Source organism: Oricola indica, assembly GCF_965227485.1.
GTDB lineage: Bacteria > Pseudomonadota > Alphaproteobacteria > Rhizobiales > Rhizobiaceae > Oricola > Oricola indica.
This window is the reverse complement of the sequence record NZ_OZ245747.1, coordinates 3576807-3599862: the sequence shown is the minus strand read 5'-3', so window position 1 is coordinate 3599862 and position 23056 is coordinate 3576807. Positions and strand designations below refer to the sequence as shown.

At 62.2% G+C, this 23056-nt stretch carries 18 protein-coding genes; 8 read left to right on the top strand and 10 right to left on the bottom strand.

The genetic code is table 11. The features are described from left to right. Positions 1-10: 10 nt before the first annotated feature. Entirely contained in the window at positions 11-808 is a 798-nt protein-coding gene (locus ACQK2M_RS18050; protein WP_425418927.1) for a phytanoyl-CoA dioxygenase family protein, read from the bottom strand. Positions 809-1017: 209 nt separating this feature from the next. On the opposite strand from ACQK2M_RS18050, the gene ACQK2M_RS18045 reads away from it, so the two are divergent. The 4 genes from ACQK2M_RS18045 (at position 1018) to ACQK2M_RS18030 (ending at position 4977) form a co-directional block, all read left to right on the top strand. Next, positions 1018-1971 carry a Bug family tripartite tricarboxylate transporter substrate binding protein gene (locus ACQK2M_RS18045; protein WP_425418926.1) on the top strand — a complete coding sequence of 318 codons (954 nt, stop codon included), beginning with the start codon at positions 1018-1020 and terminating at the stop codon, positions 1969-1971. Positions 1972-2082: 111 nt separating this feature from the next. Beyond that, positions 2083-2523 carry a tripartite tricarboxylate transporter TctB family protein gene (locus tag ACQK2M_RS18040; RefSeq protein WP_223477280.1) on the top strand — a complete coding sequence of 147 codons (441 nt, stop codon included), beginning with the start codon at positions 2083-2085 and terminating at the stop codon, positions 2521-2523. A 43-nt stretch (positions 2524-2566) separates the two neighbouring features. Then, positions 2567-4066, top strand: coding sequence for a tripartite tricarboxylate transporter permease (locus tag ACQK2M_RS18035; protein ID WP_425420082.1), 1500 nt, complete (start codon positions 2567-2569; stop codon positions 4064-4066). After that, on the top strand, positions 4063-4977 hold the full coding sequence (locus ACQK2M_RS18030; protein ID WP_425418925.1) for an NAD-dependent epimerase/dehydratase family protein: 915 nt from the start codon (positions 4063-4065) through the stop codon (positions 4975-4977). Before ACQK2M_RS18035 ends, ACQK2M_RS18030 begins: the two co-directional genes overlap by 4 nt. A gap of 9 nt (positions 4978-4986) precedes the next feature. Here ACQK2M_RS18030 and ACQK2M_RS18025 read toward each other — a convergent pair whose 3' ends face one another. The 5 genes from ACQK2M_RS18025 to ACQK2M_RS18005 all read right to left on the bottom strand — a co-directional run bounded on the left by ACQK2M_RS18025 (position 4987) and on the right by ACQK2M_RS18005 (position 12727). Beyond that, positions 4987-5793: an IclR family transcriptional regulator gene (locus ACQK2M_RS18025; RefSeq protein ID WP_425418924.1), complete on the bottom strand. Its 807-nt coding sequence runs from the start codon at positions 5791-5793 to the stop codon at positions 4987-4989. 235 nt (positions 5794-6028) lie between these two features. Then, complete coding sequence (xsc, locus tag ACQK2M_RS18020; protein WP_425418923.1) at positions 6029-7807, bottom strand: sulfoacetaldehyde acetyltransferase; 1779 nt, start codon at positions 7805-7807, stop codon at positions 6029-6031. Between the two features lie 377 nt (positions 7808-8184). Beyond that, positions 8185-9099 carry a dimethyl sulfoxide reductase anchor subunit family protein gene (locus ACQK2M_RS18015; protein ID WP_425418922.1) on the bottom strand — a complete coding sequence of 305 codons (915 nt, stop codon included), beginning with the start codon at positions 9097-9099 and terminating at the stop codon, positions 8185-8187. A 5-nt stretch (positions 9100-9104) separates the two neighbouring features. Then, complete coding sequence (locus tag ACQK2M_RS18010; protein ID WP_425418921.1) at positions 9105-9854, bottom strand: 4Fe-4S dicluster domain-containing protein; 750 nt, start codon at positions 9852-9854, stop codon at positions 9105-9107. Continuing rightward, positions 9851-12727, bottom strand: coding sequence for a molybdopterin oxidoreductase family protein (locus tag ACQK2M_RS18005; RefSeq protein ID WP_425418920.1), 2877 nt, complete (start codon positions 12725-12727; stop codon positions 9851-9853). The genes ACQK2M_RS18010 and ACQK2M_RS18005 overlap by 4 nt, the downstream gene beginning before the upstream one ends. 265 nt (positions 12728-12992) lie before the next feature. Between ACQK2M_RS18005 and ACQK2M_RS18000 the strand changes: the two genes are divergently transcribed. Beyond that, positions 12993-13871, top strand: coding sequence for a LysR substrate-binding domain-containing protein (locus ACQK2M_RS18000; protein ID WP_425418919.1), 879 nt, complete (start codon positions 12993-12995; stop codon positions 13869-13871). 24 nt (positions 13872-13895) lie between these two features. Here the strand turns inward: ACQK2M_RS18000 and ACQK2M_RS17995 are convergent, their stop codons facing one another. Together ACQK2M_RS17995 and ACQK2M_RS17990 are read right to left on the bottom strand one after the other, a co-directional pair. Continuing rightward, entirely contained in the window at positions 13896-15011 is a 1116-nt protein-coding gene (locus tag ACQK2M_RS17995; protein ID WP_425418918.1) for an iron-containing alcohol dehydrogenase, read from the bottom strand. Beyond that, positions 15011-16459 carry an aldehyde dehydrogenase family protein gene (locus ACQK2M_RS17990; RefSeq protein WP_425418917.1) on the bottom strand — a complete coding sequence of 483 codons (1449 nt, stop codon included), beginning with the start codon at positions 16457-16459 and terminating at the stop codon, positions 15011-15013. The genes ACQK2M_RS17995 and ACQK2M_RS17990 overlap by 1 nt, the downstream gene beginning before the upstream one ends. A gap of 187 nt (positions 16460-16646) precedes the next feature. Here ACQK2M_RS17990 and ACQK2M_RS17985 point away from each other — a divergent pair, with 187 nt between their 5' ends. Further along, entirely contained in the window at positions 16647-17369 is a 723-nt protein-coding gene (locus ACQK2M_RS17985; RefSeq protein WP_425418916.1) for a sulfite exporter TauE/SafE family protein, read from the top strand. A 19-nt stretch (positions 17370-17388) separates the two neighbouring features. On the opposite strand, the gene ACQK2M_RS17980 is transcribed toward ACQK2M_RS17985, so the two are convergent. Beyond that, positions 17389-18942: an FAD-dependent monooxygenase gene (locus tag ACQK2M_RS17980; protein WP_425418915.1), complete on the bottom strand. Its 1554-nt coding sequence runs from the start codon at positions 18940-18942 to the stop codon at positions 17389-17391. Positions 18943-19152: 210 nt separating this feature from the next. Here ACQK2M_RS17980 and ACQK2M_RS17975 point away from each other — a divergent pair, with 210 nt between their 5' ends. Further along, on the top strand, positions 19153-21357 hold the full coding sequence (locus ACQK2M_RS17975) for an ATP-binding protein (protein ID WP_425418914.1): 2205 nt from the start codon (positions 19153-19155) through the stop codon (positions 21355-21357). A 23-nt stretch (positions 21358-21380) separates the two neighbouring features. Here the strand turns inward: ACQK2M_RS17975 and ACQK2M_RS17970 are convergent, their stop codons facing one another. Beyond that, positions 21381-22031 carry a response regulator gene (locus ACQK2M_RS17970; RefSeq protein ID WP_425418913.1) on the bottom strand — a complete coding sequence of 217 codons (651 nt, stop codon included), beginning with the start codon at positions 22029-22031 and terminating at the stop codon, positions 21381-21383. A 277-nt stretch (positions 22032-22308) separates the two neighbouring features. Here ACQK2M_RS17970 and ACQK2M_RS17965 point away from each other — a divergent pair, with 277 nt between their 5' ends. Continuing rightward, entirely contained in the window at positions 22309-23049 is a 741-nt protein-coding gene (locus tag ACQK2M_RS17965; protein ID WP_425418912.1) for a glycosyltransferase family 2 protein, read from the top strand. The last annotated feature ends 7 nt before the right edge of the window (positions 23050-23056 follow it).

Here is a 23056-nt window from a genome sequence, read left to right as displayed (position 1 = left end):
GCGATGGGCCTCAGCCCTTGCCGACGCTGAAGTCGTTGCCGGCGCGATCCTGTCCGCGCACCAGCCAGATCGGGCGCTTCGTGTAGTTCATGTTGGGCGAGTTCTCGCGGGCGTAGACGGTCGCCGGATGATCGTCCGACCGGTCGTAGAGCGAGGTCGCCGGCATATAGCGAATCGCATAGTCGGCACGCCGTTTGGTCGAGCGGTTATGTGCCGAACCGTGTACGGTGTAGACATCGTGCAGCGAAATCTGGCCGGGGGCGAGAATGCAGTCGGCAGCCTTGGAATCGTCCACTTCCGCCATGCGCTGGCCCAGCGCCATGTCGTCGCGGATGTCGATCTCGTGCAACTCCAGCGAGCGCGATTTGTGCGAGCCCGGAATGTACTGCATGCAGCCGTTTTCCAGGTCGGATCCGTCTATTGCGACGCGCACGGTCACCGTTTCTAGCGGCTCGATTGGCCAGTAGCGTCCGTCCTGATGCCACGGCACGGCCTTGCCGTCTCCGGCCGGTTTGGCGAACAGCATCGAACCCCAGAGGATAATGTCCGGTCCGATAACCTGCTCGACCATGTCGAGGATATCGGGGTGCTGGCAGAATTCGAGGAAGTCGACATTCCCCATCAACTGAGCGGATTGTCCCCAGGGGTTGTGCGGCCCTGAAAGTTGTTCCGGACGGACATTCGGATGATCGTGGATCAGTTTGTCCACGGCACCCCGCAGATTCTCCAGCACATCGGTGGGAAGGCGGTAGTCCGCCATCACGAGTCCGTCCTCGTGATAAGTGTCAAGTTCCTGTTGGTTCAGCATCAGATTTTCCTCCCAAGTCGGGCGCGGAAAACGCGTCCTGATGTCTAGCGTTACGACTTTTGGAATTCAATTTCAAATTTTTTTGAAATTATGTTTTGAAAAAATCCGATTCCGCCTTAACGTCAGGCCGAAGCAAGAAGGAGCGGAGCCAACCGCCCCGGCAGCGGCCAAGAAAACAGGCCGGCAGACGAACAAAGGGAGGAAATGAAATGAAGACTGTTTTAACTACGCTCGCGGCGCTTGTTGCCGCCGTCGGTACGGGCCTGTCCGCGCATGCGGCGGATTTCCCGGCGAAACCCGTGACCATCATCGTGCCTTTCGCCGCCGGCGGCGGTACCGACATCACCACACGCACCCTTGCCGAGCCGATGGCCGCGGCGCTGGGCGGCGAGATCGTCGTGAAGAACACGGCCGGCGCGGGCGGCACCATCGGAGCCGCGGAAACGGCCCGCGCGAGGCCTGACGGCTACACGGTCGGCATGATGCCTGTCGGCCCGATGACCACCCAGCCGCATTTGCGCGAACTGCCCTATAATCCCGACAGTTTCGACTATATCTGCCTCGCCTATACAGCGCCGTCGTCGCTGGTCGTGCGCAAGGATTCGCCCTTCGAGGACCTTCAGGACATGATCGCTTACGCGAAGGAGCATCCGGGCGAACTGAACTATGGCGTCCAGGCGGTCGGTTCCATTCCGCATGTTGCGGGTCTCGGACTAGCCGACGCGACGGGCGCAGAATTCACCTTCATTCCCTACAAGGGAAGCGCGCCGACCTTTAAGGCGATGCTGGATGGATCGGTGGACATGTTCGTCGCCCATATTTCGTTCCTGACGCAAAATGGCGATCAGGTGCGCTCGCTGGCGATGTTTAGTTCCGAGCGTGTCGATGGCGCCGAGGATCTTCCGACATCCGGTGATCAGGGCGTTCCGATGGACTTCCCGATCTGGGGTGGAATCGTCGCGCCGAAGGGCATTCCGGACGAGGCCCGTGCAGCGCTCGAATCGGCCTGCGAAGAGGGTATTCATTCGGACGCGTTCACCGAACGCATGAAAACGCTTCGCCAACCGGTTGCCTTCATGGGCAGCGAGGAATTCGAGGCGTTCGTTCGTTCGGAATTCGACAAGAACGAAAAACTCCTCGTTGGTGCCGGTCTCGGCAAGTAAGACGTTTCGGGCCAACCGGCGGGTGCGTCTCTGAGGCTGCATCCGCCGGTTCAGTCGGGGACCTTTCCTGGAACGAGGCGAGACGTGCAGAAAAGCGGCTTATCGGTGGCGATGTTCACGGCGGCGGGGATTCTCTTCGCCGGGATTTTTCTTGTCTGGCATACTTTCGATCCGGCGTATGAGACATCGTTCATGACTGCCGGGCGAGGGCCGGTCTTCTATCCACGGATCATCCTGTGGGCGGTATTGCTGTTGTCGATCATCGTGCTCGTTCAGGCGCGCGCCGAAAGCCGCGACGAGGAGGAGCCCGGTCCTTATGGCTGGACGATCGCGGCGCTCGTGGCGACAGGGCTCTACACGCTGGCGATAACGCGTATCGGCTTCGTCATTTCGACATTGGCTTTCACCGTGGTGCTTCCCTGGATCATGGGCTACCGGCGCGTGCCGATCATACTGGGGCTTGCTGTCATCTACACCTTCGCGGTTTGGTACGTATTCGAGGAAGTCTTCCTGATCATCCTGCCGTCGTCACCGTGGTTCGATACCTTCTGAACATGGATAAGAAACGCTTCTGCCGCGACCGGAGATCTGATTGATGGAACTGTTCGCGCAAGGTCTCGGCCACGTCCTGACCCTGGCCACATTTTTTGCAATGCTCGCCGGGACCGTGCTCGGCGTGATGGTCGGCGTGTTGCCCGGCCTGGGGTCGGTCATCGGTATCACGATGGTTTTACCCTTCACCTATTCCATGGATCAGATACCCGCCCTGGCGTTGATGCTCGGCATCTATTGCGGCTCGGTTTATGGCGGTTCGATCACCGCCATAGCCATCAACACGCCGGGAACACCGCAGGCGGCCGCGACGGCTCTGGACGGGTTTCCCATGGCGCAGCGCGGAGAGGCCGATTTGGCGATCGGCTGGGCGACCGCGGCCTCGACGATCGGCGGTCTCTTTTCCGTTGCCGTACTCATCCTCGCCGCGCCGCAACTGGCGGCCTTTTCGCTGAATTTCACCGCTATCGAGTTCTTCGCACTTGGCGTCTTTGCGCTGATCTGTATCGCGAATGTTTCGCGCGGCGCCATGGCGAAAGGACTTCTGACCGGGGCGATCGGATTGTTTCTGGCGACGGTCGGCGCGGACCACGTGACCGGCGACATGCGGTTCACCTTCGGCAGCTTCGAGATGAGCGCCGGTATCTCTTTGATCCCGGCTATTGTCGGTGTGTTTGCGCTTTCCGAGGTCTTCACGCGTGTCGCGGATAACCACAAACCGAAGCCACAGGTCGTTCACAATGTGGGCTTTCGGCTGCCGCCTCTCGCGGAATGGAAGCCACGTCTCGGGACGCTGCTGAAATCCTGCATGATCGGCTCGTTCGTCGGCGCCTTGCCCGGCACAGGCGCGACCACGTCAGCCTTTATCAGCTACTCCGAGGCGAGGCGCAGTTCTCGCTTCCGCGAGAATTTTGGCAAGGGTGAGCCGTCCGGCATCATCGCGGCGGAGAGTGCGAACAACGCCGTGACGGGTTCGGCCATGGTGCCGACGCTTGCACTCGGTATTCCGGGCGATCCGGTCACCGCCGTGATGCTCGGTACCTTCATCGTCCACGGTCTGACGCCGGGCCCGCAGCTTTTCCTGCATCATCTTGACCTCGTCTACGCGATTTTCGCCATCCTGGTCGTGGTCAACATCATGATGTTCTTCTGCGGCGCATTGGGTGCGCAATTGTTCACGCCGGCGTTGCGCATTCCCGAACCGCTGCTGATGACCATGGTCGTGGTGATCGCCATCGTCGGCGCCTACGGCGTGCGCGGCAATCCGCTCGATCTGGTAATCGCGTTTCTGGGTGGAGTAGGGGGCTTTCTGCTCAGGCGCGGAGGTTTTCCGCTCGCGCCGCTGGTGATCGGCATGGTGCTGAGCGAGACGATCGAGAACTCCCTGCGGCAAGGGCTGCTTCTGACCCGCGGCAGCTTTCTCGCCTTTTTTGAACGGCCCATCGCGCTCGGTTTGTTCCTGCTCACAGCCACAATGGTGCTTTGGCCGATCCTGCGATGGCTGAAGGAACGTCACCGCGCATCACGGGAGAACCCTCAATGACCGGCCCTGTTCTTCTTACGGGATCCAACGGATTTCTGGGTGCATGGATCATTGCCCGGCTTGTCGCCGCCGGTCATGATGTTGTCGCCACGGATATCGACCGCGACTTCAGCCGCCTGAAAGCGCTGCTACCCGATCCGCCCATGGACCGCATCGCATGGCGCAGTTGCGACGTGACAGACGGGGGTGCTGTCGAGGCGATCGTGTCTGAAACCGGCCCCTCGGCCATCATACACCTCGCCGCACTGCAGATACCCCAATGCCGGGGCAATCCTGTCCTCGGCGCGAAGGTCAACATTATCGGCCACCTGAACATAATGGAGGCAGCGCGCATTCATGGCGTGCGGCGCGTCATCTATACGAGTTCGATCGCCGCCAAACCGCGCGGCGAGGCTAATGCGCCGGCCAATCTCTACGGCGTCTACAAGAAAACGGACGAGGAGATCGCGCGTCTCTACTGGGAGGATCATGGCGTTCCGAGCCTCGGTCTGCGACCGCATATCGTCTATGGCGTGGGTCGGGATCAGGGCGAAACCTCGGCGATCACGACGGCGATCCGTGCGGCCGCGTTGGGCGAGGCTTACGAGATGCCCTTCCGGACAGAGAGCTGCTTTCAATATGCCGGCGACGTCGCCGAGATGTTCGTTCGGGCCGCTGCGTCCGACTGGGAGGGTGCGCTGTTGTCCGACCTGACGTCTCGGGTTGAGACCACGTCGGATATCCGCTCCGCGATTACAAGCGTTGTTCCGGATGCGCACATCACCTTGGCCGATGAAAGCCGGCTGTCGCCCGTGGCGGGGTTCGATACGGAGCCATTACAGCGGATCATCGGCCCGCTGCCCGATACCTCGCTGGAGAAGGGGGTCGCCGAAACCGTCGAGATCTTCCGGCGAAACGCACTCGCCGGCTGAAATCACGCGTTACATCACCGCGCGTGCGGCATGTTCGATCTGCCGTGCGACGGCAAGGAGGCGCGGACCCAGATCGACCTCGAGGCGCTCGCGCGTGATGATCGAGCGAAGGCCACCGACATTGACGGCATAGACCGGGTAGCCGGCCGCGTTCTTGATGGCGACGCCGGCCGAGTTGGATTCGGTGATCCAGTCGCCTTCCGCGATGGCGAAGCCCCGCGCCGTGGCGTCCTCTATCGCGGGCTGGAGTTTCCGTTCGATTTCCGGCCATTCGTCCCCGAAATCGTGAGCCATACGTTCAAGGAGCGCCGCGCGATCATCCTCCGGCAGTGCCGCCAGATAAGACCGCCCCATTCCCGTCTTTGCCATCGGAATGCGAGAGCCGATGCCCAGCCGGATCGTCATCGAAACCGGTGAGCGGCAGGCCTGGATATAGACCAGTTCGGTCCCGCTCGGCATGCCAAGAAAAACCGACCCGTCGGCATATTCGGCCAGTTCCTGCATGAACGGCCGCGCGATATCCCCGATTTCCATCTGCGCCAGCACGTCATAGCCGAGGGAAAGAACGGCCGGCCCGAGCGAATAGCGCCCGATATCGTCGTCATAGGTGAGGTAGCCGAGTTCCGTCAGCGTGAATGTCAGGCGCGACACCGTCGCCTTCGGCAAGTCGACGCGTTTCGCGATTTCCGCATTGCCGATGGGGCGGTTGTCGGGTCCGAATGCCTTCAGCACCGAGAGGCCGCGTGCCAGTGAGGTGTTGAAGCGATAATCCTTGTCGCCGTCGGCCAGGTCCTGCTCGGTTTTGCGTCTTGCCACGTGTGTTTCCCGGTCTTTTCGCAGCGATACTAATAACAAAACGCTGTAGCTTCATCTGTTTTGTGGATTTGCCACAAATGCGGGGCGGACAACTCCGCCAAGCCGGGCGTGTCTAGCCTTTCGGGAGCAAGGGAGCAATCTGTCGGCGGAACGGGAAGAGCGGAAATACAGGCGAAACGTCAAGCGTCCGGCGGAACTCCCGCCGGACGCCGTTCTGCAGAAGGTCGGAGCCGGATCAGGCTGTCTGATCGGCCATGTCCGCCGGGTCGATGCCGGCCACGACGACGGGCTTCTTCATCGCGTCGCGGCGGAACGGTTCACCCAGCTCCTGGTTGATCATCGCTTCGATCAGCGTGGTCACGCCATTGTTCATCTGGTCCTCGATTGCCGTCGCCAGCGCCGCGGTCAGTTCGTCCATCGTCTGCGCGACGACGCCCTTGAGGCCGCATGCATTGGCAATCCCTGCATAGCTGACGTCCTCGTCGAGCTCGGTGCCGACGAAATTGTCATCGAACCAAAGCGTCGAGTTCCGTTTTTCCGCACCCCACTGGTAATTGCGGAAAACGACCTGCGTGATCGCCGGCCATTCGCCGCGGCCGATTGCGGTCAGCTCATTGACCGCGATGCCGAAGGCCCCGTCGCCCGAGAAGCCGACCACCGGTACGTCCGGACAGCCGATCTTCGCGCCGACGATGGCCGGCAGGCCGTAGCCGCATGGGCCGAACAGGCCCGGAGCGAGGTATTTCCGGCCCGTTTCGAAGCTCGGGTAGGCGTTGCCGATGGCGCAGTTGTTGCCGATGTCGGAGGATATGATGGCATCCTTGGGCAATGCTGTCTGGATAGCGCGCCAGGCCATGCGCGGGCTCATCCATTCCGGCTTGTCGGCGCGGGCGCGTTCGTTCCAGGTCGTGCCGGGATCGTCATCCTCGTGGTTCATGCTGGAGAGCTGCTGCGCCCAGCGGCTCTTGGTCATCGCGATATGCGCCTTGCGCTCGTCGCGGCCCGCGTCGCCCGCATTGTCCGCCAGCCTTGCGAGGATGCCATTCGCGACCTTCGCCGCGTCGCCGACAATCCCGACGCTGACCTTCTTGGTCAGGCCGATGCGGTCTGGATTGATATCCACCTGGATGATCTCGGCGTCCGCTGGCCAGTATTCGAGCCCGTATCCGGGCAGCGTCGAGAACGGATTGAGCCGGGTGCCGAGGCAGAGCACGACGTCGGCCTCCTTGATCAGTTCCATCGCGGCCTTGGAGCCGTTGTAGCCAAGCGGTCCGGCAAAAAGCGGATGCGAGCCGGGGAAAGCGTCATTGTGCTGATAGCCGACACAGACCGGCGCATCGAGGCGTTCGGCGAGCGCCTTCGAAGCATCGATGCCGCCTTTCGACAACACAACGCCTGCGCCGTTCAGGATGACGGGGGTCTTTGCCTTCGACAGCAGCGCCGCCGCCTGCTCGACCGAGTTCTCCCCGCCGGAGCTGCGTTCGAACTCGAGCGGGGCGGGGATGTCGATATCCACGATCTGGGTCCAGAAATCGCGCGGAATGTTCAATTGCGCCGGCGCTGAGAGTGCCTTTGCCTTGGAAATGACCCTAGCCAGCACTTCGGCTACGCGGGTTGGGTCGCGCACCTCTTCCTGGTAGGCCACCATGTCCTCGAACAGCTTCATCTGTTCGACTTCCTGGAATCCGCCCTGGCCTATCGTCTTGTTGGAGGCCTGGGGCGTGACCAGCAGCAGCGGGGTGTGGTTCCAGTAGGCGGTCTTCACCGCTGTCACGAAGTTGGTGATGCCGGGTCCGTTCTGGGCGATCATCATCGACATCTTGCCGGTTGCGCGCGTGTAGCCGTCGGCCATCATGCCGGCGCTGCCTTCATGCGCGCAGTCCCAGAAGGTGATGCCGGCTTTCGGGAAAAGATCGGAAATCGGCATCATGGCCGATCCGATGATCCCGAACGCATGCCGGATCCCGGCCTTCTGGAGTGTTTTTACGAATGCTTCTTCCGTGGTCATTTTCATTGTTTCGTATTCCCCGTCTTTGAGATGTGTAGCTCTGGGCGGCGGCTCCGTCGCCAGGCGGTCTCACCGATCTCGGCATGACGCGCCGTGCAGGAATTGGCCGCTCCCGTTTCGCGTGGCTTACCGGATGGCAGGATCGCGCCATATCAAGCAGCGATCTTTGATCGCGACTATTTTGGCACCGTTCTCCGCATTCGGTGGTATTCCTCCTATTTTGAAATTCAATTCCATTTTTATGAGAAGTCGGACGCGGTTTCAATCGCGGATATTCGATGTCTGCAACTACTTTGCGGGAATTGGGCGCTTTTCCGGCTTCAAGCGCGGCTGGCGAAGCGAATTCTGGTAGAATCCGGAACGCCGTGCACAGAGCGCGATCGTCAGCGCGCGCCGTAATAGGCGCCGACGGCATGCTCCGCTTCCGCGAAAAACAACCAGCGCTCGCAAAGCAGGCCCGCGAAATGCGAGACGAGGGCAAGAACCGGCAGGGCCGGGCTCGGGGCGAAAGTGAGGAAGATGAGCAGAAGCACCGCCGGCAACGCCGCACCGAAAAGAAAAGCGAGCCGCCTGACCGCGCGGGCGCGTCTGCGTGCGACCTGGAAGACCATTTCGCGAAGCAGATAGTTCGAGCCTGTATGCGGCAGTTCGAACCGGCTCACGGTACCGATATTGCCGAGCCCGGTGGCTTGCTCCGGCGATGCGCCGGCACTCGCGCGGGTCGTTTTCATTGCGCGTTGCCACCATGCCGCCTTGATGATCCAGGCGAGGACCAGCGCGAACAGGGCGATGGCAGCGATCGGGGAACTGCGTCCCCCCTCGAGTACCGAAAGCACCAGCGCGCCACCGGCCGCCGCGAAGGCCAGGAAGACAGCCGGCGTCAGGGGCGTCGCCCAGCGCGGTACCGTGCGCAATTGCGTGTAGATCATCGACGTCGCGTACACCGTGATCGCGGAAAGCAGCGTGGCGACTATGCCGAGAGGAAGCAAACGCGCACCGGTGAATATCCAGATCAGTGCGTATACCCCGAAGACGGCCGATGTCGCGGCGGCGAGCACGGCTTCGCGCGACAGCCACGAAGACCGCCATTGCGAAAAGGCGCGCCAGGCCCGGTCCGGACGTCTCAGGTGCATCGCCGATGCGGACAGTCCGACTGTGACGAGAAGTCCCGCCACGAAGGCGTCCAGCCATGCGAACCACGTGCCTGTCGGCCCGAAACCGAGGCCCGTCCAGGCGATCAGGCCAAACCCGGCGCCGGAAAGGGTGGTGAAAAGCAGAAGCGAGACGGCGGGATGCATGCGGTCTACTCCAGCATTGCCAGGGCTTTATCGACCCAGCCGAGCAGGCCGGACGGCTCCGCCGTGGCCAGTTGCGCCAGATTGTCGGGCGCCGCGCCGTTGCCGCAGCCGGTCTTCGGGCGGGGCGGAAGATATTTGTTCACCGGTTTCGTCGCCTGTTCCGGCATCAGGTCGTATCCGTCCCGTTCGGCCACCATTCTGGAGACCGCGCTATCCGGGTCGCCGAGATCGCCGAAATGACGCGCCTTGGCCGGGCATGTCCGAACACAGGCCGGCTCCCGGTCTTCTTCGGGAAGATTCTCGTTGTAGATACGATCGACACACAGGGTGCATTTCTTCATCACCCCTTCGGCCATGTCCATTTCGCGCGCGCCATAGGGGCAGGCCCAGGCGCACAATCCGCAGCCCATGCACATGCTTTCGTCGACGAGCACGATGCCGTCCTCGCCGCGCTTGTAGCTCGCGCCGGTCGGGCAGACGGTGACGCAGGGCGCATCCTCGCAATGCAGGCAACTCCGCGGAAAATGCACCAGCTGCGCGGGCTGCCCCTCGGGTTTCACCTCGTAGGAATGGATGCGGTTGAGCCACGTGCCTTCGGGTTGCCCGCCATAGGGATCCTGGTCCGAAAGCGGCGCGCCATAGGCGCTCGTGTTCCATTCCTTGCAGGCGACCGCACAGGCGTGGCAGCCAACGCAGATATCGAGATCGATGACGAGGCCGAGTTTCTTTGCGCCGGGTTGGGGAAGGCTGGTCATGTCCATGCCTTTCCGTAGGCGAGGGCGTCCGGCCCCGTGCCGACCGGCGATTTCTGTGTACCCGTATCGGGTTGGCTGACATCGGGCGGAGTATCCGCTTTCTCGATGCGCACGCGAAGGTCGAACCACGCGGCCTGCCCGGTGATCGGGTCGGAATTCGACCAGCGCAGACCGTCGCCCTTCGGCGGCAGCAACTCATGGATCAGATGATTGAGCAGGAATCCGCGCTTCGCCTCCGGTGCGTCCGGTTGCAAGGCCCACGCGCCCTTGCGCTTGCCGATCGCGTTCCATGTCCAGAGCGTCTTGCCGTTGACCGCAGCCATGCGCCGTATCGGCACGCAGATACGCCCGTGATGCGAAATCACCCAGGCCCAGTCGCCGTCCGCAAGGCCGGCGGCATCGGCCACGCTTTCGGGCACGTAGAGCGGGTTTTCGCCATGAATCTGGCGCAGCCAGGCGTTCTGCGAACCCCAACTGTGATACATCGCGGCCGGGCGTTGCGTGATCGCGTGCAATGGAAATTCATCGGTATCGAGCGCTGCTTCTTCCAGCGGCGCGTACCACTGCGGCAGCGGCGTGAAGCAGGTCGCGATCCGTTCGCGCGCATGCTCCGGCGGCTGCCTGTCGCCAAAACCCTCCGCCGCCAGCCGGAATTTCTGCAACGGTTCGCTGTAGAGCTGGAAGAGATATGGCGCGGGCTTGTCATACAGGCCCATTTCAACGGCCCAGTCCTGGTAGGCGGCGTTCCAAGGTTTGAAGAACTGCGCTTCCTCCGGAATATGCGTCTCGAAGAAACCGCCGTTTTCCCGATAGCGATCGACCTGTTCCGGGTTGGCTAGGCCGCGCCCGTGGCTGTCGCCGTTTCCGCGCCATCCCGCGAGCGGCCCGACACCGGGACGGCGCTCGTGATTGGCGATATAGTCGGCATAATCCTGATATGTCGCCGTCCCGTCCTCGGTAACGAAGCCCGGGAGGCCCAGCCGCGCACCGAGGTCGATCAGCGCGCTTTGAAATCCGCGCACGTCCCGGTCCGGTTCGATCACCGGCCAGCGGATCGCGTCGCCAAGGCTGTCCGGTTCGGAAATCGGCCGGTCGAGCAGGCTGATGCAGTCGTGGCGTTCCAGATAGGTCGTATCCGGCAGGACGAGGTCCGCAAAGGCGACGGTCTCCGAGGAATAGGCGTCCGAATAGATGATCTTCGGGATCACATACTCGCCATTTTCGTCCGTGCGCGTCAGCATCTCCATGACGCCGCCGGTATTCATGGACGAATTCCACGCCATGTTCGCCATGTAGAGGAGCAGGACATCGACCGGATAGGGATCGGCTTCGACCGCGTTGGAGATCACCATGTGCATCAGGCCGTGGGCGGCCAGCGGCGCTTCCCAGGAATAGGCCTTGTCGATGCGCAGCGCTTGGTTTTCCTTGTCGATCAGCAGGTCTTCCGGACCGAGCACGTAGCCCAGATGCGGCCCGTCCAGCGGCGAGTCCGGTTTGCAGCCCGCATGCGGCTTGGGGTGCGCGTCGACTGGCTTGGGGTAGGGCGGTTTGAACCGGAATCCCCCCGGGCATTCGACGGAGCCGAGCAATATCTGCAACAGATGGATCGCGCGGCAGGTCTGGAAGCCGTTGGAATGGGCCGATATCCCCCGCATGGCATGGAAACTGACCGGCCGCCCGATCAACGTCTCGTGACGGCGCCCGAGCCAGTCGGTCCATGGCTGCTCGACGACGATCTCCTCCTCGAAGGCGGTGCGGGCCAGTTCGGCGGCCAACCGGCGGATCGTCCCAGCGTCGATGCCGCACCGCTCGGCTACTCTATCGGGCGCGTTGGCCGGGTCGAGATAGGTCTCCGCCATGATGCGGAACACCGGCCGCGCCTTGCGGCCGTCGGGCAGTTCGACCTCGGTGTCGAATTCCGGGACCGCATCGACGTCGTCGCTCGGTCGAATAGTCCGGCTCTTGCGGTCGAAGATGAGCGTGCGCCCTTCCTCGTCTCGCGCGAACAGGCCGTTTTCCGCCGTTCCGGGCGCATCGATGACCAGCCATCCTGCATTGGTGTAGCGGGCGAGATAGGCGATATCGACCGATCCGGTGCGCAGCAGCTCGTGGATCAAGGCAATAACGAAAAGCCCATCCGTTCCTGGCGTGATGCCGACCCATTCGTCCGCCACAGCATTATACCCCGTGCGAACCGGGTTGACACCGACGATCTTGACGCCGCGCTCCTTCAGTCGGCTGAGGCCGAGCTTGATCGGATTGGAGTCATGGTCCTCGGCGACGCCGAAGATCATGAACATCTTCGTGCGTTCCCAGTCCGGCGTGCCGAATTCCCAGAACGCGCCGCCCATCGTGTAGATGCCGGCCGCTGCCATGTTCACCGAACAGAAGCCGCCATGGGCCGCGTAATTTGGCGTGCCGAACTGCTGCGCCCACCAGGAGGTGAGCGATTGCGACTGGTCACGGCCGGTGAAGAAGGCCAGTCGCTTCGGATCCCTGCTTCGAACCTCGCCCATCCATTTGGTCGCGATCGACAGCGCTTCGTCCCAGGAAATCTCCTTGAACTCGCCCGATCCGCGCGGGCCGGTCCGCAGCAGAGGCTTCCGCAGCCGTGCGGGGGAGTAATGCTGCATGATCCCCGCCGAGCCCTTGGCGCAAAGCACGCCGCGATTCTTCGGGTGATCGCGATTTCCCTGAATGTAGCTCACCTTCTTGGTGCCATCGGCGTCCTTGCGCAGGAAAACATCGATGCCGCACCGGCAGGCGCACATGTAGCAGGTGGTTTTCGCGATCTCGTCGGCAACTTTCGGCGAGGGATCGACACGGGCTGTAGACGGGGTCGGTTGCTGCCCGGATGGTTCGTCCAGACTCATGGACGATGCTGCCCGTTCTTGTCCGTTCGATCTGCGGGGCGGCCGCGCATGTAATGTAGCTCCGGTCGATACCGGTTTCTCATCGTGAGGGACGACCATGCTCTGCCGAACCAAAGTCCAAGGCGCACGAACAAACCCGATTTCCCCTTCTTTTTCGACACGTTGAGAACCTTTCCTGAATCAGGATGGCGGCTTCTATTTCATTGAACAAGCGAATAATTTTGGTAGGTTCAATCGAAGAAAGTGATTGATTGCGAGAGAACGGATGACACTCGATCAACTCAGGGTCTTTGTGGCGGTCGCGGAACGATCCCATGTGACGCGCGCGGCACGGGCGATCGGGATGACGCAATCGGCGACATCCGCCGCGATTTCATCGCTGGAGCGCCAATCGGGCGTGCGGCTTTTCAATCGGGTTGGTCGCGGAATTGAACTGACGGAAGCAGGTCGGCGTTTCCTGCCGGAAGCGCGGAAAGTCCTGGAACGCGCCAAGATCGCCGGTGCCGTACTCGAACAGGCTTCGGGCATTGCACGGGGAACTGTTTCCGTCGGCGCCAGCCAGACCATCGCCAATCACTGGCTTCCGAGGCGGCTCGCCACCTATCACGAGGCCTATCCCGGCATTCGCCTCGACATCACCATCGGGAACACGCAGGGCATCGAGAATGCGGTGATGGCCGGTCGCGTGGATATCGGCCTTGTCGAGGGGCCGACTGGCCATGGTGTACTGATCCGCCAGGTCATCGACACTGACCGACCGATGCTTGTCGTTTCATCAAGCTCATCCGCGCAGATCGCACCGGGCGGACGAATGGACATGACGAGCCTGCCCTGGGTGATTCGCGAGGAGGGGTCGGGAACGCGTCATGTGCTGGAGGAACTGTGCGAGCGGATGGGCGTGCGTTTCGACGCCTTGCGCATCGTGCTCGTCCTGCCGAGCAACGAGGCGGTGCGCGAGGCCGTGGAGGCCGGCGCGGGCGTGACGATCATATCCGAACAGGTGGCCGCTGCATCGATCGAGGCCGGGCGGCTGCGCGCCGTTCCCGTCGATCTGCCGGAACGCGAATTCGCCCTGATCCGACATTCCGAACGGGCGCTGACGCCTGCGCAGCGCGCATTGATCGATGCGCTGTCCGGACGCTGACGGCGTGTCGCCGAGCACGTGCCGCTACATCGCGTCCCTGAGAAGCTGAAGGTAATCCTCGGCCCCGGCCGGTCGCGGATTTGTCGCCGAGAGGTGGTCGCCCGCGGCTTTCTCGGCAATGCCCGGCAGCAGGGCAGGGTCCACGCCGAGTTCGCTCAGCGTCGCAGGCAGGCCGATCGAGGAAATGAAGTCGCGCATCCAGTCATGCGCCTCGATCTCTGGCGGCATTCCCGTCGCGGTTCGGATGCGCGCGATCTCTCCGGCTGCATGGTCCTTGTTGAAGCGAAGAATATGCGGAAGCAAGACGCCGATCAGTGTGCCGTGATGCAGGTGCAATTCACCAAGCGGTGTCGCCATGGCATGCGCGCCGCCGAGCGATTTTTGCAGGCACATTCCGCCTTCCAGCGCCGCCATCATCATTTCCCAGCGGGCCTCACGGTTCGATCCGTCCTCGACAGCCACCGGCAGCCATTTCGCGGCCCGGGCGATACAATCCAGCGCGATCGCGGCAGCCGGCGGATTGACCATCGTGCTCATCGTCGTCTCGATGCCGTGGCTGAGTGCGTCGATCCCCGTCGCGGCGGTCAGGCGAGGCGGCAGGCTGAGCGTGAGTTCGGGATCGCAGATCACGGTATCGGCGACCATGTTGAGATTCACGACCGCCATCTTGCGCCCGTCCAGCAGGCTCATCACGCAGGCGCGCCCGACCTCCGCTCCGGTGCCTGCCGCCGTGGGAATGGCGATTTGCGGCGAGACCTTGCCGATCGCCCCCGATCCGCCCGTCTTGACGTCGTAATCCGCCAGCTTGCCGCCATGGCTGCTTATCAGCGCGATGGCTTTCGCCAGATCGATCGCCGATCCTCCACCCAGCGCGATGACGCCGTCGCAACCCATGTCGGCCCAGATATCGAGGCATTCCAGCAACGACGCCTCGGTGGGATTTTCACTTGTGCCGTCATAGACCACAGGCGTGAACGGTGCGGCCGCCGCCAGCGCCTTTTCAAGAATTCCGGCGTTTGCGACACCCTTGTCCGTCACCAGCAAGGACCGCTTCAGACCGAGACGACCGATCTCTTCGCCCAGGCAGGAGATTGCGCCGAAATCGAACGGGATTCGCGACAGGTACTGGATCAGTGGCATCAGTTCTCTGCCTCGTAATAGACATGCTTGGTTTCGAGGAAGTCGTTCATCGCCTCGATCCCGTGCAGCCGTCCGACGCCGCTTTCGCGGTAACCGCCGGTCTCCACTTCGGCGAGCAGCCGGTTGTGACTGTTCAGCCAGACGGTGCCGAATTTCAGTTTGCGGCTCATCCGCATCGCGCGTTTCAATTGGTTTGTGTAGACGGATGCCGCGAGCCCGTAGCGGGTTGCATTCGCTTTGTGGAGCGCATCCGCCTCGTCGGAAAACCGTTCGAAAGACACGATTGGGCCGAACAATTCATCCTGCACGAGGTCGCTCGAAATGTCGTCGATCTCGAACATCGTCGGCGTGACATAGCATCCCTGTGCGAGGTCGCCCTTCGGCGCTTCGCCGCGGACCACCATGTTCGCCTCGACGCCCGCGCGTTCGATGATGCCGAGGATGCGCTCCTGGTTCGGTCGGTCGATCAGCGGTCCGAGTTCGACACCATCGGTCATCGGGTCGCCGGTTCTTACCTTCTCATAGGCCGCTACCATGCGGTCCTTCATGGTGTCGTACACACTGTCCTGCACCAGGATCCTGCTGACGCAGGTGCACATCTGCCCGTTCAGCGCCAGTGAACCGCGCTTGATCTCGGCAACGGCTGTGTCGAGATCTGCATCGTCGAAGACGATCGCCGGGGCCTTGCCGCCGAGTTCCAGCGAAACGTGCTTCACGGTGTCTGCGGCATTGGCCATGATGATCTTGCCGGTTCGCGACGAGCCCGTGAACGAGATGACGTCGATCTCGGGATGCGTCGAAAGTACGGTGCCGACCTCGGTTCCGTATTCGTTGACCGAATTGACGACGCCCTTGGGCAGGGCGTCGAGCGCGGCGAAACACTCCATCACGGCGGCATTTGTGAAAGGGGTCTGCGGCGCCGGCTTGATAACAACGGTGCACCCCGCGGCGAGTGCCGGCGCGATGGAGCGCACCAGAAGCGTCACCGGCGCATTCCAGGGCACGATCACCGAGACAACACCGGACGGTTCGCGCGTCATCAGCGACATCTTGCCGGGACCGCTCTCATAGGTGCGTCCGAAGACATTGCGCGCAACGCCGGCATAATAGCGGGCTTCGCCGAAACCCGCTGCGACCTCGTGCTTGGCCTGGGTGAGCACCTTGCCGTTTTCTGTCGCCATCAAGGTGGCGATCCTGTCCTTGTCCGCCTCCAGCCTGTCTGCGAAATCGAGCAGCACCTGTGCTCGCAGCCTTGGATTGCTGGCCCATTCCGACGTTTCGAAGGCGTCACGCGCCGCGGTCACGGCCTGTTCGGCAAGCGAAACCGATCCGTTCGGCACTGATCCGATCACGTCTCCGGTCGCCGGATTGATGCTGTCGCAGAATCCGTTCGGCGCATCCGCCAACCATTCCCCATTGATGTAATGATGAGCTTTATTCGCCGACATGCGTCCCCTCCGAAAGCAACGTACAGGCGTGACAGGTAGCGCGGACACGCCTTGATGCAAAGCGCTGATATGGGCACGTGTGGTTGTGTCCGCACAGGGGCTTGTCCGCGAAGCTGTTCCTTGAGTAGACCAAGGGCCTTTCCAATCGGACGATTACCAGTCGTTCGGATCCCGAGGACCGTTTCCGATGATCGATTACGTGCTCCTGGCCATAACGCTGGGCAGTTTCGTCGCCTCTTTCGTGAATGGGGCCTTCGCGACCGGCGGCGTCTACATCATGCTTCTGGTCAGCGTCTGGGTGTTGCCCGTATCGGCGGCTGTGCCGCTCCAGTCCGCTTTCGCGGCCGGGTCTCTTGCCGCGCGCATCGGATATTTCTGGCACCATATCCAGTGGCGAATCGTCGGTGTGTTCGTCTTCGGCTGCCTGTTTGGCGTCTATCTGGGCACGCGAACCTTCGCCATTCTGCCGGAAGCCACGATCTCGATGCTGCTCGGTTGCCTCCTCTTGGTGCTCATCTGGATGCCGACGGGAAATCTGAAGCTGCGCATAAAACACCCATTCTTCTTCGTCGGTATCGCGCACAGCTATCTCGGCGCGCTTTTCGGCGTCGGCGGCGTGCTGCAGCCGGTCATGCTGCGCACGAATCTCGTGAAACTCCAGATCACCGGCACGCTGGCGGCATGCCTGATCTCTCTGGATGTGATGAAGGTCGCCGGCTATGTCAGTCTCGGCTTCAGCTATTTCGACTACGTTCCGCATATTGTGCTCGCGACAATCGCGGGTTTCGCGGGAACGTGGGCCGGCAAGCGGGTGACGCACCACGTTTCCGAAGAGCTGTTCCGGAAACTGTTCCGTATCCTGGTGTCGCTGATTGCGCTGCGTCTGATCTACAAGGGTTGGGTCATGTAGCAGCCGGCGAGGGGAAGGGCTACTTCCGGGCGATTGCGGTCGCCAACGCGTCAGCGTCCGCCGGTCCCGTTCCGCAAGCGGCGATATAGCGGTCCGGTCGCAAAAGGATCAGATCCGCTTCCCATTCACGGGTTTCCTCGTTCGCCGGCATTTCGACTACGTCGAGCGGAATACCGAGCGCGTCGGCGCGCGAGCGGAAGGCGGCAACCGCGTCCGGGTGACTGCCGACGGTCACGAGATTGAAATGCGAGCCGAGGCGCTCTGTGACATCGCCCTTCGGCGACAAGAGATATCCCGGCCGCGCGGTATGGCTATGTTGGCCGACTGCGCTCGTCTTTCCGGAGCCGCCGGTCACGATGGGAGAGCCGGCATAATTCGGGCAGTATTGTTCGACGTCACGCTTCGTAAGTTCCGCGCGCTCGGCCCACGCTTTCTCGAAAGCGACCTTGTCCTTTTCGGGACTGTATTCGGCGACGAACGCGCGGTCGCTCTCGATCATCTGCGCGATGAAGTCGTCGGCGGTGGAATCGAAGACCGGCTGACGTTCCCGGGAGTAGCTGTCCAGAAGTGCATCGCTGCCCCATCCGCGTAGCGACGCTTCCAGCTTCCAGGCGAGATTGCGAATGTCTTCGTAGCCATTATTCACGCCATAGCCGCCATAGGGCGGATGGCTGTGCGCGGCGTCTCCGGCGATGAATATCCGGCCATTGCGGTAGTGGTCGGCTATGGCGATACGGAGATCCCAGAATCCGAGATACTCCGTCTCGAACTCGATTTCACGGCCGACCGCTTGCGCGAGGTGGTAGGAGAGGTCGAGCGTTTCCTCCGTCGAATCCTCCGGCACCGGCGTGTGAAAGAACCACCGACCGAGATCGACGCTGCCGAAGAACTGCCAGTAGCCTTCCTTGTCGGGGCTGAGCGCGTTGAAATAGGACTTGCCGGGAAAGCGTTCGAGGATCGAAAGAAGGTCGTCGGAACGGAACACTGCGAGCACCATTCTGCGGTAGTTCGACCTCACGGATTGGGTCAAACCGGCGCTTTCGCGTACCATCGAGCGGGCGCCGTCGCAGCCGACGACGTAGAGGGCGCTGACCCGCCGCGTTGCGCCGAAGTCGTCGGTGACATCAAGATGAACGCCATCTTGCGTCTGCTCGACCCGCTCGACCCTGTGATTGAAATGAACTGTTACAGTGTCGAGCTCCGCTGCGCGCTCGCGCAGCACCGCCTCCTGATCATATTGCGGGATCCGCAAGTTCGAGGCCGCATAATACTGCTGTACGTCGCTTCGCACGAGCCAGTCATAGTGATAATCTCCGAGAAGGGAGCCATAGGCGGTTGCGCCGCCGCTGCCGTGTTTCGGTGGCAGTTTGATCGTGCTCTTGATCCGTTCGAATATCCCCCATGCCTGAAAGTGTTCGCCGGTGCGCTGTGTGAGATTCTGGCCCTTGGGGATCGGCTGAATGGTTTCGTATTTCTCGAAGAGGACGACGTTGATGCCGCGCTGGCCGAGATCGATGGCTAGTCCGAGACCTACCGGACCGCCGCCGACGATCGCCACTTCCGCCGTTTCCATTCTTCCCCTCCCAGGATTGTCGGTCACGCATCAATAGTTGCAAGTCGGTATTGTGAACAAGGTTTTCTTCCCCGCCCTGGAAGCCGGGCGCCGCACATATGGATGTGCCGCCCCGTTCGGGGCATTTCGCAATTGCGCGCATGGCAATATGAGAAGAAAGATTGGTGAGACGATCGGTACGCGAGGATTTCGTGCGCAAGGATGCGATGAATGACGATTGACGATGCCGGGACTGGTCCGCGGCTGGCGCCGGCGCTAATCGTCACGGTGGCGGCCGCGGCGGCGCTGGTTCTGGCGGCGATTGCGACCTTTGTCGCCGTCGATCAGCCCTGGCTCGGTCTGACCCTGAAGGCTCCGCAATCCGGCCCGGGCCTGGAAGTTGCCGACGTGTCGCCGGGGGGGCCTGCGACTCATCTGTCTCGCGGCGCAATAATCGTTCGGATCACCGGCGCCGAAGGCGGGACGATCGCCCTCAAGGCAAGCGAGCCGGGCGGCGGCATCATGATGCTCGAAGCCGGCGACATTGCCGAGGAGCCGGACGGCGTGGCCAGCTACGAAGCGTTGGACCGCTTCTTCGAACGCCAGGGCCGGATCGCCGACATTATGCGTTCTGGCCGTGTCCTCATGACGCTCCGCGATGGCACGCGAACGGCCATCGTTCCGGCGCAAAGGCGCCCGCTTTCGATGCTGTCGGCGGATTACTGGCTGCAGATCTCGGTCGGCTTTGCAGGCTTGGTGATCGGTATCGCGGTCTGGGCGCTTCGGCCTTACCTGGCGGGTGCTCGCATGCTCGGCATCAGCAGCGTGGCGCTCGTGATTTCGACATATCCGTCGGCGATCTACCTGACCCGTGAACTGGCGCTGCCGGAACCGCTCTTCCGGCTTCTGAATACGGTCAATCCGTTCGGTTCCATGGCCTATGTCGCCGCATTGTGCATCCTGTTCCTCGTCTATCCCCGAAAGATCGTTCCGGCTGTTGTTCCGATCGTGATCGCATGTGGGACCGCGGCATGGTGGCTGCTGGATATTCTGCACCTGTTTTCCGGTCCCGATATAGGGCGATACCTGCCCGTCAGCGCGCTCGCCGTCGCCTCGTTTGTCACGGCCGGCGTTCAATATTGGCGCGCTGGCGACGATCCCCGGATTCGCGCCGGGCTGCGCTGGTTCGCTCTGTCGCTGGCGGTTGCGACCGGTATCTTTGTGATCTTCTATTCCATGCCGATCCTGACCGGAAAACCGAGCTTCGCGCCGGAGGCTTTTGCCTACACCCTGGCGCTGATCGTCTATGCGGGATTGGCGCTATCCATACTCCAATACCGGCTTTTCGATCTCGATCGATGGACGTTCCGCATCCTGTCCTATGTAGCAGGAGCGCTGGCCTTCGTGGCATTCGACCTGTTTCTCGTCACGACCATCGCGCTCGACTACCTGCCTGCATTCGGACTGGCGCTCGCGATGATTGCCTTGCTTTACCTGCCGCTTCGCGATGCGCTTACCCGTCAGCTCACGCCACCGGAACCGAACCGAACCCGTTTCTTCGAGAAGGTGGTCGATATCGCGCTGACACCGGATCGCGATATCCGAAACGACCGCTGGACAGGGCTCCTGCGTCAGGCGTTCGACCCGCTTTCCGTCGAACCGACCGGGGAATGCGCGGAGCCGGTGATTGCCGAGAACGGCCTTTTCCTGCGCGTGCCCGGGTATGGTGTGGTCGCGCCCGTGAGGGTCGGTTACGCACGAGGTGGACGGCGCCTGTTCTCCGGGCGCGACACGGAACTCGCGGACGAACTTCTGCAGATGCTTGCTCATGCCTATGAAAGCCGGCTCGCCCAGGAAAAGGGCGCGGCCGAGGAACGCGCGCGCATCGCCCGTGACGCCCATGACAATATCGGCGCGAAGCTCCTGAGTGCGCTGCATGGGAGCGAGCCGAAACGCAAGGATGCGATGATCCGCGAGGCGATCTCCGATCTGCGCGACATCATCAACTCGTCGGCCGGCGCACCGAGAACGGCCGAGGATATGCTCGCCGAACTTCGTCGCGAGACCGCGGATCGTCTCTCGGCGGCAGGGTTGAGTCTGGACTGGCGGCTGGAGGAGGGCGAGTTCGCGGAACTGCCGAACTCCACGGTTCAGTCGATCCGCTCGATTGTCCGCGAGTCGGTGAGCAACATCATCCGCCACGCCGGCGCGTCATGTGCGACAGTCACGATCTCCTTTTGCAACGGCACGGCGCAAATCGAGGTCACCGACGACGGCAAAGGCTTCGACCGGGCTTTGGCGACGACAGGCGTCGGGCTATCCGGCATGGAAACGCGGGTACGTACTTTGCTGGGCGAGTATGGGCTGGACACTGGCCCCTCGGGCACAACTGTCCGGGTCGCGCTCCCGATTGCGATGCCCGACGTGTCCACATAAGCCTAAGATAGCGCCGGCATCCGTCACCCGTCACCGTCTTTTGCCTGCGCGCGCAAGCCGAGCCGCGTCGCGTGCCAGGACGCTTCGGCCCGCGATGAAATGCCGAGCTTGCGATAGATTTCCTTGATATAGCCGGCGACTGTGTTCTCGGCGATATCGAGTTCGGCCGCCACCTCCGCGTTGCGCAAGCCGCGCGCGATGAGCGCCAGCACGTCGGTCTCCCGGCGGGTAAGCTGGACCTCGTCGATCACCGGGCCGGTATCGCGGAAGTGGTTCATGATCCGGCGGGCTATGACCGGCGACAGGGCGGGTATGCCGTGGCTGATCTGGCCAAGCTGGTGGATCAGCACCGCTTCGTCCTGGTCCTTGAGCAGGTAGCCTTCCGCGCCCTGCGAGAGTGCGGCGACGACATTGGCGTCATCACCCATGACCGTCGTGATCACGCAGACGGTTTGAGGGCTCCGAGACCGCAGGAGCCGCAACAATTCGAGCCCGGAACCGTCAGGCAGGCGCAGGTCGATGAGCGCCAGATCCGGCGCGTCATTCGCCGCGGCTAGTCCGGCGCGCAGATTGTCCGCTTCGACGACGCTTGCGTCGGGAAATGCCGCGCAGGCGATCTGAGAAAGCCATCGCCGTGTCTCCGCGACGTCTTCAAGTATCAGTATTCGTTTCAAGCCTGGCCACCGGAAATCTGACGGGGGTTTTCTCCGCCCCCGAAGTCGGCATCAAGTAAACGCACACCGACACGCAGTGTCACCCCCTGTTCGCGGGGATTGCCGCGACATATTCCCGGTTGCGGGTCTACGCCGGATGACAATCGGCGGGGTGCGGCGCGCGCCCCAGCGTCGCATCGGGATTCCAGGGATTTCATCTGCGGGTCGAGTCGGCTATGGCACGCAAGCAGGTGCCCGGCGAGCGGACACCGGCGTTCCAGCGGAGCCGGCGGCCTGCATGAAACTCTCCTTTGTGATTCCTGCCTTCAACGAACAGGACTTCATCGGCCCGTGCCTCGAAAGCGTTATGCGCGAACTCGCGGCGGTTGAATGCGAGGCCGAAGTCATCGTCGTCAACAATGCTTCCACCGATGACACGCGCGAACGTGCCTTGGCCGTGCCGGGGGTCAAGGTTGTCGACGAGCCCAGGAAAGGTATCGTCCGGGCGCGTCAGGCGGGCTATGTCGCGGCAAGAGGCGAATTGATCGCCAACATCGATTCCGACACGCGTCTGCCCGAGGGGTGGATAAAGACCGTGCTGCGCGAGTTCGAACGCGATCCCGATCTCGCCGCATTGTCCGGTCCCCTGATCTATTACGACATGTCCCGCATCGGCCGCCTGATGGTGCGGTCATTCTATGCTGTCGGGTATCTCGTTTACCTCGTCATGCATCACGTTCTGCATGCCGGTGCGATGATACAGGGCGGCAATTTTATCGTCCGGCGCGATGTCCTGGACAAGATCGGCGGCTACGACACGACGATTGAATTCTATGGCGAGGACACCGACGTGGCTCGCCGGGTGAGCCGGGAAGGGCGGGTCAAATGGACATTCCGCCTGCCGATCTATTCTTCCGCGCGCCGCATGAAGGGCGAGGGGCTTGTGACGGTCGGACTTCGCTACGCGATCAACTACGTCTGGGTCGCCGTTCGCGGCCGGCCCTTCACGAAGGATTACAAGGATATCCGTCCGGAGTGATCTCGGA

Bases quoted from the DNA above. Each gene is read 5' to 3' on its own strand.
- ACQK2M_RS18050 (WP_425418927.1), bottom strand. From the start codon at position 808: ATGCTGAACCAACAGGAACTTGACACTTATCACGAGGACGGACTCGTG.
- ACQK2M_RS18045 (WP_425418926.1), top strand. From the start codon at position 1,018: ATGAAGACTGTTTTAACTACGCTCGCGGCGCTTGTTGCCGCCGTCGGT.
- ACQK2M_RS18040 (WP_223477280.1), top strand. From the start codon at position 2,083: ATGTTCACGGCGGCGGGGATTCTCTTCGCCGGGATTTTTCTTGTCTGG.
- ACQK2M_RS18035 (WP_425420082.1), top strand. From the start codon at position 2,567: ATGGAACTGTTCGCGCAAGGTCTCGGCCACGTCCTGACCCTGGCCACA.
- ACQK2M_RS18030 (WP_425418925.1), top strand. From the start codon at position 4,063: ATGACCGGCCCTGTTCTTCTTACGGGATCCAACGGATTTCTGGGTGCA.
- xsc (WP_425418923.1), bottom strand. From the start codon at position 7,807: ATGAAAATGACCACGGAAGAAGCATTCGTAAAAACACTCCAGAAGGCC.
- ACQK2M_RS18015 (WP_425418922.1), bottom strand. From the start codon at position 9,099: ATGCATCCCGCCGTCTCGCTTCTGCTTTTCACCACCCTTTCCGGCGCC.
- ACQK2M_RS18010 (WP_425418921.1), bottom strand. From the start codon at position 9,854: ATGACCAGCCTTCCCCAACCCGGCGCAAAGAAACTCGGCCTCGTCATC.
- ACQK2M_RS18005 (WP_425418920.1), bottom strand. From the start codon at position 12,727: ATGAGTCTGGACGAACCATCCGGGCAGCAACCGACCCCGTCTACAGCC.
- ACQK2M_RS18000 (WP_425418919.1), top strand. From the start codon at position 12,993: ATGACACTCGATCAACTCAGGGTCTTTGTGGCGGTCGCGGAACGATCC.
- ACQK2M_RS17995 (WP_425418918.1), bottom strand. From the start codon at position 15,011: ATGCCACTGATCCAGTACCTGTCGCGAATCCCGTTCGATTTCGGCGCA.
- ACQK2M_RS17990 (WP_425418917.1), bottom strand. From the start codon at position 16,459: ATGTCGGCGAATAAAGCTCATCATTACATCAATGGGGAATGGTTGGCG.
- ACQK2M_RS17985 (WP_425418916.1), top strand. From the start codon at position 16,647: ATGATCGATTACGTGCTCCTGGCCATAACGCTGGGCAGTTTCGTCGCC.
- ACQK2M_RS17980 (WP_425418915.1), bottom strand. From the start codon at position 18,942: ATGGAAACGGCGGAAGTGGCGATCGTCGGCGGCGGTCCGGTAGGTCTC.
- ACQK2M_RS17975 (WP_425418914.1), top strand. From the start codon at position 19,153: ATGACGATTGACGATGCCGGGACTGGTCCGCGGCTGGCGCCGGCGCTA.
- ACQK2M_RS17965 (WP_425418912.1), top strand. From the start codon at position 22,309: ATGAAACTCTCCTTTGTGATTCCTGCCTTCAACGAACAGGACTTCATC.